Genomic DNA, 11472 nt, shown 5'->3' on the forward strand with positions numbered 1-11472 from the left:
GGACAGGCCGGGCGGGCCTTCGCGGGCAGGCCTGCTGAAAGGTTTCAGCGGGTCTCTGCGCGGGCGGCGAGGATCCGCTCGATGACGAGGGCCACCCCGTCCTCCTCGTTGGTCGCGGTCCGGCCCGAGGCGGCGGCCAGCGCGTCCGGGTGGGCGTTGCCCATCGCGAAGGAGGCCCCGGCCCAGCTGAGCATCTCGATGTCGTTGGGCATGTCGCCGAAGGCGACCACCTCGGCGGGCGCGATGCCGCGCTCGGCACAACAGGCGGCGAGCGTGGTGGCCTTGGAGACGCCGAGCCCGCTGACCTCCAGGAGCGCGGAGGGGCTGGAGCGGGTGAAGGAGGCCCGGCCGCCGGCCGCCGAGCGGGCCAGGGCGAGGAAGGCGTCGGGCGCCAGCTCGGTGTGGTGGGCCAGCAGCTTGAGCACGGGCGCGCCGGTGCCCGGGACGTCCTGGTGCAGCAGCTTCTCGGCGACGGCCACCGTGGCGCCCGGGTCCAGGTGGAAGGGCGGGTAGGCCGGTTCGTAGTTGATGCCGGTGGTCAGCTCGACGGCGAAGGAGGTGCCGGGGGCCGCCTCGCGCAGGGTGTGCACGACATGCAGGGCGGCGTCGCGTTCCAGCGGCCGTACGGAGAGCGGCGCGCCGTCCGTCCGCAGATCGGTGACCACGGCGCCGTTGGCGCAGATCGCCGTTCCGTGGCTCTGGACGTGGTCCCGTACGACGTCCATCCAGCGGGCCGGCCTGCCGGTGACGAAGAAGACCTCGATCCCGGCCTCCTCGGCTGCCGCGAGGGCCGCGACGGTGCGCGCGGACAGCGTCTTGTCGTCGCGCAGCAGAGTGCCGTCGAGGTCGGTGGCGATCAGCCGGGTCACGGCGGGGAAAGGCGCATCGGTCACTGAGGTCACCGGGCCATTCTCGCCCACGAAGCCGCACGGGCGTGCGGAGGGGCGCACATCTGAGTGCCTAACGCCGCTGATCTGCAGAAAAGGCCTCTGTCATATGCCAAGGGTTTTCGGGGCGCGTGAGTCACCTCTTCGGCAGGGTGGCCTTCTCGGGCCCGCAGCCGATCCGCCGGGCCTCGGCGGCGACGTGGGCGGGCAGAGGATCACAAGTGAAGGAGGAGGCGGGGCCCGTGCTCTTCAGCTGCTCCACCATGAACACCACACGCCCGCTCTCGCACGCGGTCCGACGGACTTCACCAGCTCGACAGACCCACCGATGCTACGGGTCCGCCGCGGACCGCTCCGGCGCCACAGGGCCTGTCGTGTGGATCATGCCGGGTTCGCAGGGGCCAACCGTGGTAGCAGGAAGCCCGCGTATCGTCGGGGGCATGCGTCTGAGTACGGTGATCCTCCCCATCCACCGGTGGGCCGAAGGGCAGAAGATCTGGCAGCGGGCCGAAGAGCTCGGTTTCCACGCCGCGTACACGTACGACCATCTCTCATGGCGGTCCTTCAGGGACGGGCCATGGTTCGGGGCGGTCCCGACACTGACGGCCGCGGCGACGGCCACCGAACGCCTGCGGCTGGGCACCCTCGTGACCTCGCCGAACTTCCGCCACCCGGTGACGCTCGCCAAGGAGCTGATCTCCCTGGACGACATCTCGGGCGGCCGGGTCACCCTCGGCATCGGCGCCGGGGGCAACGGCTTCGACGCCACCGCACTGGGGCAGGAGGCGTGGACCCCGCGTGAACGCGCCGACCGCTTCGCGGAGTTCGTGCCCCTCCTGGACCGGCTGCTCACCGAGGACGCGGTGACCGGGCGCGGGACGCACTACGCCGCGGTGGAGGCCCGCAACATCCCCGGCTGCGTCCAGCGGCCCCGGCTGCCCTTCGCGGTCGCCGCCACCGGGCCGCGCGGTCTGAGGCTCGCCGCCCGCTACGGCCAGGCCTGGGTCACCACCGGCGACCCCAAGCTGTACGAGAACGGCACCCCGGAGGAGTCGCGGGCCGCGCTGCGGGCGCAGGGCGAGAAACTCACGGCTGCGTGTGCGGAGATCGGCCGGGACGCCGCGGAGCTGGACCGGATCCTGCTGACCGGCTTCACCCCGGACCGCACCGCCCCGCTGGAGTCCGTGGACGCCTTCGTCGACTTCGCGGGGCGCCACGCGGAGCTGGGCTTCACCGAGATCGTCATCCACGCTCCGATCCCGGACTCGGACTTCGACGTCGACCCGAAGGTCTTCGAGCGCATCGCGACCGAGGCGCCCGCGCAACTGGCGTAGGTCGTCGGGAGGCGTCCCGCTCAGTCACGCAGCCGCAGGAACCGCGGGGGCACGGCGTCGGCGAGCCAGACCCCGTTGGTGCTGACCCGGAGGACATGGCCGGCGCGGTGCATCGCGCCCGCGTCCACGGTGAGGACGAGGGGGCGGCCGCGGCGGGCGCCGACCCGGGTGGCCGTCTCCCGGTCGGGCGAAAGGTGGACGTGGTGGCGGGCCATGGGGCGCAGGCCCTCGGCCCGGATCGCGTCCATCACCCGGGCGACCGTGCCGTGGTAGAGGTACGCGGGCGGCTCGGCCGGCGGCAGGTCCAGGTCGACGGCGACGGTGTGGCCCTGGTTGGCGCGGATGCGGTCGCCCTCGACGGTGAAGCGGCGCTTGTCGTTGGCGGCTACGACGTGGTCGAGCTCGGCACGGGAGAGGGCGAGCCCGTGCCGGGCCGCGGCGCGCAGCAGCTTCTCGACCGCCACCCAGCCGTTCTCGTCGAGGGTGAGGCCGATGCGTTCCGGCTGGTGCCGCAGATGCTTCGAGAGGTACTTGGACACCGTGACGGTGCGACGTTCGTCCATGGCGTCAGAGTGCCCGGGTGAGCTTGTCGGCGCATCCGTATTTCAACTCGTCGCTTCGTCACTTCTTCGCCTCATCGGCTCTTCGTTCTTCTGTGATTCTTCGGCTCTTCTCCTTTATTAGGTTTGATCCACAGCCAACTCGGGTTATCCACAGGCTATTTGGCAATTCTGTGGACAACCTTCTTAAGATTCAGATGGTTTCGTCAATTCTGCCCCCTTTGGCGTGAGTTGCCGTGATGTGATCCAACGTGCGGGCCTGTACTTCCCGTTCGGTCGCCGCCGCGACGAAGGCGTCGAGCCCCTCCGCGCCGACAAGGTCCTGCACGGCCTGTGTTGTGCGGGCCGGAAGCAGCACGGGGCGAGTCCGGCCCTCGGCGATCGCGCTCTCCTCGGTGCCGAGGTGGTGGTGCAGGTGACGGGTGGCGAACGTCCTCATCGCGCGTGCCAGTTCGGCGTCCACCGTCTGCTGTGCGAGGGGCCTCAGCCGGCGTACCAGGGCGGCCGCCTCGGCCGCGTCGGAGTCGGTGGGCGGACTGTGGCCGAGATAGCGGGCGAAGATGTGCTCGGTGGTGAACTCCAGGAAACGCGAGGCTATGTGCTCCACCTGGCCACGAAGTTCCCGCAGATGGCCCGAGATCGCGGGCAGCGGGACACCCGCCCCGTACAACTCGACGGCCACGGCGAGCTCTTGCGGACTGGGGACGAGGAACTCGTCGTCCCGTCCGGGCACGCGCTCCAGGACGCCGAGCTCCACCGCCTCGGCGATGGCCTCGTCGTCCTGCCGGCCGCCGAACCTGGCGTCCAGCTCGCGGCGGCTGACCCGGTCGGCCTCCTCGTCCGTCCACGGGCCGTGCACCTCCGCGACGAGCCCGAGCACCCCGCCGAGCCCCCGCCCCGCGTCCCACGCCTCCAGCAACTCCTTGATGCTGGCCAGGGTGTAGCCCCGGTCGAGCAGGTCCGCGATCTGCCGCAGCCGGGCCAGATGGGTCTCCCGGTACACATTGGCCCGTCCGCGCCGCTCGGGCGTCGGGAGCAGCCCCCGGTCCTGATAGGCGCGGATCGTACGCACCGTGGCCCCGCTGGCGTGGGCCAGGTCCTCGATCCGGTACTCGGCGGGCTGCGCCCCTGCCCCGGTCACAGCGGAGGCTTCAGCCGGGCGACGGAGCGCAGGGCCCCGGGGCTCAGCCGGGACAGCAGCCGGGCGCCGCGCGCCTCCGGGGTCACCGGCACCACGGCCTGGTTGCGCACGACCGCCCGCAGGATCGCGTCGGCGACCCTCGTAGGCGGGTAGTTGCGCCGCCCGTAGAGCCGGCTCGTCCGCTTCCGCAGCCGCTCCTCCTCCGCCGCGTCGGTCCCCGCGAAGCGCGCGGTGGCGGTGATGTTGGTGTTGACGATGCCGGGACATATCGCGCTCACCCCGATCGACTTCTCCGCCAGCTCGGCCCGCAGGCACTCGCTGAGCATCAGCACGGCCGCCTTCGACGTGCTGTACGCGGGCAGCGCCCGGGAGGGCTGGAAGGCCGCGGCCGACGCCGTGTTGACGATGTGACCGCCCTGGCCGCGGTCCGCCATCTGCTTGCCGAAGATCCGGCAGCCGTGGATGACCCCCCACAGATTGACGTCGAGGACCTTCTTCCACTCCTCGCCGGTGGTCTCCAGGAAGGATCCGGAGAGCCCGATCCCGGCGTTGTTGACCAGGACGTCGACGATGCCGTACTCGGCGGCGACCCGGGCGGCGAGCTTCTCCATCGCGGCCTCGTCGCTGACGTCGACGGTCTCGCCCCAGGCGGCCGGCGCCCCGATCAGCTGTGCCATCTCCGCGGTGCGGGCGGCCCCCTCCGCGTCGCGGTCCACGGCCACGACCCGGGCGCCCGCCTCGGCGAACGCGAACGCCGTGGCCCGCCCGATCCCGGAGGCCGCGCCCGTCACCAGGACCAGCTGACCGCCGAACCGCTGCGCAAAGGGGCCCTTGGCCTCCGCCTGCGGCACGGGCGCGCCGTCCCGCCCGGCGGACTCGTTCGCCGTGACGAACTCGTGGATCCAGGAGGCCAGCTGGTCCGGCCGGGTGCGGGGCACCCAGTGCTTGGCCGGGATCGAGCGGCGTACCAGCGTGGGGACCCAGTCCTCCAGCCCGTCGTAGAGCCGCTCCGAGAGGAAGGAGTCCCCGGTCGGCGTGATCAGCTGGACCGGTGCGTGGGCGTAGGCGTCGGCGCGGGGCCTGCTCAGCCGGGCGCGGACGTTGTCGCGGTAGAGCCAGGCCCCGTGCGCCGCGTCGTCGGGCAGGGAGGCGGTGGGGTACTCGCCCGGGGGCACCTTCTCCAGTCGCTCCAGGATCCGGGGCCACCGCTTGCCGAGCGGCCCGCGCCAGGCGAGCTCCGGCAGGACCGGCGTGTGGAGCATGTACACATACCAGGATTTGGCGCCCTGACCGAGCAGTTGACCGACCTTGCGCGGGGTCGGGCGGGACATCCGGCGCTTGATCCAGTGCCCGAAGTGGTCCAGGGACGGCCCGGACATCGAGGTGAAGGAGGCGATCCTGCCCTCGGTCCGGCCGACCGTGACGAACTCCCAGGCCTGCACGGACCCCCAGTCGTGACCGACCACGTGCACCGGCCGGTCCGGGCTGACCGTGTCGATCACGGCCAGGAAGTCGTCGGTCAGCTTCTCCAGGGTGAAGCCGCCGCGCAGGGGTTTCGGTGCGGTGGACCTGCCGTGCCCCCGCACGTCGTACAGCACCACGTGCCACTGGTCGGCCAGCCGCACTGCGACGTCCGACCAGACCTCCTTGCTGTCCGGATAGCCGTGGACCAGCACCACGGTCGGCCGGCCCGCGTCGCCCAGCTCGGCGACGCACAGCTCGACGCCCCCTGCGAGCACGCGTCGCTCACGCGCTTGAGACAGATTCACGCCGCCACCTTCTCCTCGGCCCAGCGCCGCACGTGCGGCAGATCGTCGTCCAGCCAGAAAGCGCTCTGCTCGGGGTCCTTGGAGTCGGTGACGACCAGGATCTCCTCGAACTTCGCGCCCGTACCCCGGAATCCGAGGTGGGGTTCGACCGCCCACAGGCCCGGCCGCGGCGGGTGGTCGGAGAAGCGGTAGGGGCTCCACAGCGGCGACCAGCCGTCCCGGTGACCGTGCAGGGCGTCGCTCAGCAGCCCTTTGAGGGCCTGGGTGCCGAATCCGAACACCTGCGGCGACCAACGGCGTTCGGCGACGCGGTCGACCTTGTGGGCGATCACGCCGAAGGGGTAGGCCCGGTGTCTGTTCGCGTATCCCTGGGCGGTCATGAGGCGTTCGACGTCCTCGTATATCTCACGCAGCGAACGGCGCTCGCGCACCTCCCGCAGGATCAGCCCGCGGTGGGCCTCCAGGTCGGCCAGCAACTTGTCGTGCAGCGGATTGAGGCCGAGGCACCCCGAATACCCGACATCGGCGGTGAACCCCTTGTACACCGGGGCCATGTCGAGGATGAACGGCATGCCCGGCTCCAGCTTCCGGTCGGTCGGGAAGAACTGCAGCGGCACCTTGAACCCGGCGAACGCCGTGCGGTCCCCGAACCAGGCGAACGGGAGGTGGAACCAGTCGCGCACGCCGCGCTCGCGCAGCCACACGCGCTGCATCCTGGCCGCCTCGCGCTCGGTCACCCCCGACCGCAGCTGACCGGCCACCGCCTCCGCGCAGGCATAGGCCAGGCGTTGGACCTCCCTGAACCCCCGCAGCTCCGGGGCTATCTCGTGCTTCACTGCCGAGGTCATGCCGGTCATGCCACCGTCCGTTCCCTGCCGTGTGCGGTACGTGCCCGTAACGTGACACTGATGAATGTGACAATGTCCGGCGGCTGCGTCAAGAGGTCTGCGCGACCTGTGGACAACTCCCGGCGTGCGTCTGTGGACAACCCGGGACCCGGCTGTGGGTGACCCCGGTCCTCCCGCCCCGGTGAACACCGGCCCGCGCTGTCGGCCCCGGAGATCCGGCCTCCTTCTTCGCGGGGTCCCCTACGGGCGCGTACGCCTGGAGTCGGACGCGGATCCAGCCGCCAGGGCTGACGACCCCAGTGGTCCGCGCCACTAGCGTCTTTCTCGTGACAGCCGTAATCGCTACCGAAGCCCTGAGCATGCGGTTCCCCCGGGTGACCGCGCTTGACCGGCTCACGTTGGACATCGGACCGGGTGTGACCGGTCTGGTGGGTTCCAACGGAGCCGGCAAGTCCACACTGATCAAGATCCTGCTGGGTCTTTCCCCCGCCACCGAAGGCCGGGCCGCAGTGCTCGGGCTCGACGTCGCGACCAGCGGCGCCGCCATCCGGGAACGGGTGGGATACATGCCCGAGCACGACTGCCTGCCGCCCGACGTCTCGGCGACCGAGTTTGTCGTGCACATGGCCCGCATGTCGGGGCTGCCGCCCACGGCGGCCCGCGAGCGCACGGCCGACACCCTGCGCCACGTCGGCCTCTACGAGGAGCGCTACCGCCCGATCGGCGGCTACTCGACCGGCATGAAGCAGCGGGTGAAGCTGGCCCAGGCCCTCGTCCACGACCCCCAGCTGGTCCTGCTCGACGAGCCGACCAACGGCCTGGACCCGGTAGGCCGGGACGAGATGCTCGGTCTGATCCGCCGGATCCACACCGACTTCGGTATCTCCGTGCTGGTGACCTCGCACCTGCTGGGCGAGCTGGAACGCACCTGCGACCACGTCGTCGTCATCGACGGCGGAACGCTCCTGCGCTCCAGCTCCACCAGCGACTTCACGCAGACCACCGCGACCCTCGCGGTCGAGGTGACCGACAGTGACAGCCACCCCGACGGCACCGGCGCGCTGCGCACGGTCCTCACCGACGCCGGCGTCACCCTCATCGGCCTCGACGGGATCGACACGGAGGGGCTGCCGGGCGCGGGCCACATCCTGCTGATCGAGGCGGCGGGCGAGGAGACGTACGACCTGGTCCGCGACAGCGTCGCCGGGCTCGGTCTGGGCCTGGTCCGCATGGAACAGCGTCGCCACCACATCGCCGAGGTCTTCCGTACCGAACAGGACGGGGCGCACGCCGCCGCCGTCCCGGCCGCCGCCGGCGCCGTACAACAGCCCACGCAGCAGGTCGTCCAGCAGGTCGTCCAGCAGAAGGGAAACGGTCGCGATGAGCACTGAGACCGGGACCACGGCCGGGCGCGACGCCTCCCGGATCCACAACATCGGCTACCGCTCCTACGACGGACCGCGGCTCGGCCGGGCCTACGCCCGCCGCTCCCTGTTCTCGCAGACCCTGCGGGGCTCCTTCGGACTGGGCCGTTCCGCCAAGTCCAAGGTGCTGCCCATGCTGCTGTTCGGCGTGATGGCGCTGGTCGCGGCGATCCTGGTGGCGGTCTCCATGGCCGCGCCGGACACCAGCAAGCTGGTGGTCGAGTACACCTCGTACGCGATCTACCTCCAGGCCGTCATCGGCCTGTTCATCGCCGCCCAGGCACCGCAGGCGGTATCCAGGGACCTCCGTTTCAAGAGCGTCCCCCTGTACTTCTCGCGGCCGATCGAACGCGCCGACTACGTGCTGGCGAAGTTCGCCGCAACCGCCTCCGCGCTCTTCATCCTCACGGGCGCACCGCTGCTCATCCTCTATGTGGGCTCTCTGCTCGCGAAGTTCGACTTCGCCGATCAGACCAAGTGGTTCTGCCAGGGACTGGTGTCGGTGGCGCTGCTGTCCGTGCTGTTCGCCGGGCTCGGCCTCGTGATGGCCGCCCTGACCCCGCGGCGCGGCTTCGGCGTCGCCGCGGTGATCGCCCTCCTGACCATCACCTACGGTGCCGTCTCCACGATCCAGGCCATCGCCTGGGAGACCGGTTCGGAAGGGGCCGTTCAGTGGCTCGGCCTCTTCTCGCCGATCACGCTGATCGACGGCGTCCAGACCGCGTTCCTCGGCGCGACCTCCGCCTTCCCCGGAGGGGAAGGCCCGGGGGCCGGGTCCGGCGTGGTCTACCTGATCGTTGTTCTCGCGCTCGTCGCCGGCTCGTACGCCGTCCTGATGCGCCGCTACCGGAGGGTCGGGCTGTGACCACCATCGAGATCGACCACACCTCGCGCTGGTTCGGCAACGTGGTCGCCGTCAACGACGTCTCCATGACCGTGGAGCCCGGCGTCACCGGACTCCTCGGCCCGAACGGCGCCGGAAAGTCCACCCTCATCAACATGATGGGCGGATTCCTCGCCCCCTCGACGGGGAAGGTCACGCTCGACGGGCGGCCCATCTGGCGCAACGAGGCCGTCTACAAGGAGATCGGCATCGTCCCCGAGCGGGAAGGGATGTACGACTTCCTCACCGGCAGGGAATTCGTCGTCGCCAACGCCGAACTCCAGGGTCTGGGCGGGGCCGAGGCGCAGAAGGCGCTCGCCACGGTCCAGATGGAGTACGCGCAGGACCGCAAGATCTCCACGTACAGCAAGGGCATGCGCCAGCGCGTGAAGATGGCGTCCGCGCTGGTCCACGAGCCCTCGGTGCTGCTCCTGGACGAACCGTTCAACGGGATGGACCCGCGCCAGCGGATGCAGCTGATGGAACTGCTGCGGCGCATGGGGGCAGAGGGGCGCACGGTCCTGTTCTCCTCCCACATCCTCGAAGAGGTCGAGCAGTTGGCTTCGCACATCGAGGTGATCGTGGCGGGCCGGCACGCCGCGTCCGGCGACTTCCGGAAGATCCGCCGGCTGATGACGGACCGGCCGCACCGCTACCTGGTCCGCTCCAGCGACGACCGGGCCCTCGCGGCCGCGCTCATCGCCGACCCGTCCACGGCGGGCATCGAGGTCGACCTGACCGAGAAGGCGCTGCGCATCCAGGCCGTCGACTTCGGGCGGTTCACCGAACTGCTGCCGAAGGTGGCCCGTGAGCAGGGCATCCGGCTGCTCACGGTCTCGCCGTCCGACGAGTCCCTCGAATCGGTCTTTTCCTACCTCGTAGCGGCCTGAGTAGTGGCCTGAAAGGAGCTGTGCACCGTCATGTACGACCCCACAGTCGCCCGGCTCACCTACCGGGCCCTGCTCGGCCGGCGCCGGGCCGCCATCCTGTTCGTCCTGCCCGCGCTGCTGCTGATCATCGCCGCGGCCGTGCGCATGTTCGCCGGAGCCGATGACCAGATCGCCTCGGACGTCCTCGGCGGCTTCGCCATCGCCACGATGGTGCCGCTGATCGGTGTGATCGCGGGAACCGGTGCGATCGGCCCCGAGATCGACGACGGCTCGATCGTCTACCTGCTCGCCAAGCCGGTGAAGCGGCCCACGATCATCTTCACCAAGCTGATCGTGGCCATTGCGGTGACCATGGTGTTCTCCGCCGTGCCGACGCTCCTCGCGGGCCTGATCCTCAACGGCAACGGCCAGCAGGTCGCCGTCGCCTACACGATCGCGGCGCTGGTCGCCTCGATCGCGTACAGCGCCCTGTTCCTGCTGCTCGGCACGGTCAGCCGGCACGCGGTCGTCCTGGGCCTGGTCTACGCCCTGGTCTGGGAGGCCCTCTTCGGCAGCCTGGTGCCCGGTGCGCGGACGCTCAGCGTTCAGCAGTGGTCCCTCGCGGTCGCCCAGAAGGTCGCGGGCGACGGCGCGGTGACCTCGGACGTCGGCCTGCCGCTCGCCACGGTCCTGCTGGTCGCGGTCACGGTCGCCGCCACCTGGTACGCGGGGCAGAAGCTGCGGGCGCTGAAGCTGGCGGGCGAGGAGTGAGGCCCGCGCCCTGAGCTTCCTGCCGTGTCCCGACGACCCCCGCCCTTGAGGACCTGGGCGGGGGTCATCGTATGAGCGGACAGGTGTGCGCGTAACCGTACGTTTATCGGGTCGTTGGTCAGGGTGCGTGGAGGCAACTGGAATCCGTGGCGTCGTAGCGATCGTGAAATAGGGGAATGCCGGCACCGGGTGAGGCTCAGCCCCCCGGACCGGCCATCGAGTGAGTGGCAACCGTGAGCGTCCTCCACCCCTGAAGCCCGGGGTGTGGGCCGTCCTCGTCATTCCCTCGTACGAAAGGCACACCCATGCCCACGGAAGTCGCCCTGCTCGAATCGCGCGCGTTGCGCGGGGAGCAGATGGGGCGTGTCGACGTCCTCGACAAGGTGAAGAGCCTGGTCATGCTCCCGGACGGAATTCACGTTCGCACAGAGGAGGTGGCTCGTTACTTCGAAGTATCCACAGGTGCGGTCAAAAGGCTGACCGATCGGCACCAGGAGGAGTTGACCGAGAGTGGGCTGCGCGTGTTGCGCGGCGCTGACCTGCAGTCCTTCCATGGCGACATGATGTCGCTATGGGCCCGCGAAGGGGTGGAGAGTTATCCACAGGCGGCCACGCAGCTGCGGCTCTACACCCGCCGCACCGTCCTCAACGTCGCCATGCTTCTTCGCGACAGCGACATCGCCCGCTGCGTGCGTACGTACCTCCTCGACGCCGAGGAGGCGCTGCGCACGCAGTACGCCTCCCTCGACCAGCGCGTCGCGCGCATCGAGAGCTGCCTCACCGGCGTCGGCAGCGCGCTGCAGGAGCTCGGGCCGGTGCTGGTGCGGATGTCGGAGCGGCTCGACAGTCTGGACCGCAAGGTGGAGGTGACGCACCAGGTGATCGGGGCGATGAGTCTGCGGCTGACAGATGTGCAGCAGGACGTCGTCCGCCTGGACGGGCGGCTGGACTCCTTCGCCCGACAGCTGAAGGATCTGCGCCGCCGT

12 protein-coding genes are annotated in these 11472 nt (G+C 70.4%); 6 read left to right on the forward strand and 6 right to left on the reverse strand.

Annotation, left to right across the window (positions count from 1 at the left end; genetic code table 11):
* Window positions 1–44: 44 nt before the first annotated feature.
* Window positions 45–902, reverse strand: coding sequence for an HAD family hydrolase (locus tag B9S58_RS35245; protein ID WP_103535927.1), 858 nt, complete (start codon window positions 900–902; stop codon window positions 45–47).
* A 121-nt stretch (window positions 903–1023) separates the two neighbouring features.
* Complete coding sequence (locus B9S58_RS39825; RefSeq protein WP_258045216.1) at window positions 1024–1152, reverse strand: hypothetical protein; 129 nt, start codon at window positions 1150–1152, stop codon at window positions 1024–1026.
* A 175-nt stretch (window positions 1153–1327) separates the two neighbouring features.
* On the opposite strand from B9S58_RS39825, the gene B9S58_RS35250 reads away from it, so the two are divergent.
* Window positions 1328–2221 (forward strand): LLM class flavin-dependent oxidoreductase, encoded by an 894-nt coding sequence (locus B9S58_RS35250; RefSeq protein ID WP_103535928.1) that lies wholly within the window; start codon window positions 1328–1330, stop codon window positions 2219–2221.
* Between the two features lie 20 nt (window positions 2222–2241).
* On the opposite strand, the gene B9S58_RS35255 is transcribed toward B9S58_RS35250, so the two are convergent.
* The 4 genes from B9S58_RS35255 to B9S58_RS35270 all read right to left on the reverse strand — a co-directional run bounded on the left by B9S58_RS35255 (window position 2242) and on the right by B9S58_RS35270 (window position 6539).
* Entirely contained in the window at window positions 2242–2784 is a 543-nt protein-coding gene (locus B9S58_RS35255; RefSeq protein ID WP_103535929.1) for an RNA 2'-phosphotransferase, read from the reverse strand.
* A gap of 190 nt (window positions 2785–2974) precedes the next feature.
* A complete protein-coding gene (locus tag B9S58_RS35260; protein WP_103535930.1) occupies window positions 2975–3922 on the reverse strand; it encodes a MerR family transcriptional regulator in 948 nt (315 codons plus the stop codon).
* Window positions 3919–5691 carry an SDR family oxidoreductase gene (locus B9S58_RS35265; RefSeq protein WP_103535931.1) on the reverse strand — a complete coding sequence of 591 codons (1773 nt, stop codon included), beginning with the start codon at window positions 5689–5691 and terminating at the stop codon, window positions 3919–3921. The genes B9S58_RS35260 and B9S58_RS35265 overlap by 4 nt, the downstream gene beginning before the upstream one ends.
* Window positions 5688–6539, reverse strand: a complete 852-nt coding sequence (locus B9S58_RS35270) for a M24 family metallopeptidase (RefSeq protein WP_374935739.1) — start codon at window positions 6537–6539, stop codon at window positions 5688–5690. The genes B9S58_RS35265 and B9S58_RS35270 overlap by 4 nt, the downstream gene beginning before the upstream one ends.
* Before the next feature lie 359 nt (window positions 6540–6898).
* On the opposite strand from B9S58_RS35270, the gene B9S58_RS35275 reads away from it, so the two are divergent.
* The 5 genes from B9S58_RS35275 to B9S58_RS35295 all read left to right on the forward strand — a co-directional run.
* Window positions 6899–7930 (forward strand): ABC transporter ATP-binding protein, encoded by a 1032-nt coding sequence (locus tag B9S58_RS35275; protein WP_258045221.1) that lies wholly within the window; start codon window positions 6899–6901, stop codon window positions 7928–7930.
* Window positions 7920–8828, forward strand: a complete 909-nt coding sequence (locus B9S58_RS35280) for an ABC transporter permease (protein WP_103535933.1) — start codon at window positions 7920–7922, stop codon at window positions 8826–8828. The genes B9S58_RS35275 and B9S58_RS35280 overlap by 11 nt, the downstream gene beginning before the upstream one ends.
* Window positions 8825–9736 carry an ABC transporter ATP-binding protein gene (locus tag B9S58_RS35285; RefSeq protein WP_103535934.1) on the forward strand — a complete coding sequence of 304 codons (912 nt, stop codon included), beginning with the start codon at window positions 8825–8827 and terminating at the stop codon, window positions 9734–9736. The genes B9S58_RS35280 and B9S58_RS35285 overlap by 4 nt, the downstream gene beginning before the upstream one ends.
* A 30-nt stretch (window positions 9737–9766) precedes the next feature.
* A complete protein-coding gene (locus B9S58_RS35290; protein ID WP_103535935.1) occupies window positions 9767–10486 on the forward strand; it encodes an ABC transporter permease in 720 nt (239 codons plus the stop codon).
* 305 nt (window positions 10487–10791) lie between these two features.
* Window positions 10792–11472 (forward strand): hypothetical protein (locus B9S58_RS35295; protein WP_103535936.1); only part of this gene is annotated, 681 nt, incomplete at its 3' end.

This window comes from Streptomyces sp. SM11 (genome assembly GCF_002910905.1).
Taxonomy (GTDB): Bacteria; Actinomycetota; Actinomycetes; order Streptomycetales; family Streptomycetaceae; genus Streptomyces.

What these genes read in the sequence shown, in the direction of transcription:
- B9S58_RS39825 (WP_258045216.1), bottom strand. Translation starts at nt 1,152, where the DNA reads ATGGTGGAGCAGCTGAAGAGCACGGGCCCCGCCTCCTCCTTCACTTGT.
- B9S58_RS35250 (WP_103535928.1), top strand. Translation starts at nt 1,328, where the DNA reads ATGCGTCTGAGTACGGTGATCCTCCCCATCCACCGGTGGGCCGAAGGG.
- B9S58_RS35255 (WP_103535929.1), bottom strand. Translation starts at nt 2,784, where the DNA reads ATGGACGAACGTCGCACCGTCACGGTGTCCAAGTACCTCTCGAAGCAT.
- B9S58_RS35270 (WP_374935739.1), bottom strand. Translation starts at nt 6,539, where the DNA reads ATGACCTCGGCAGTGAAGCACGAGATAGCCCCGGAGCTGCGGGGGTTC.
- B9S58_RS35275 (WP_258045221.1), top strand. Translation starts at nt 6,899, where the DNA reads ATGCGGTTCCCCCGGGTGACCGCGCTTGACCGGCTCACGTTGGACATC.
- B9S58_RS35280 (WP_103535933.1), top strand. Translation starts at nt 7,920, where the DNA reads ATGAGCACTGAGACCGGGACCACGGCCGGGCGCGACGCCTCCCGGATC.
- B9S58_RS35290 (WP_103535935.1), top strand. Translation starts at nt 9,767, where the DNA reads ATGTACGACCCCACAGTCGCCCGGCTCACCTACCGGGCCCTGCTCGGC.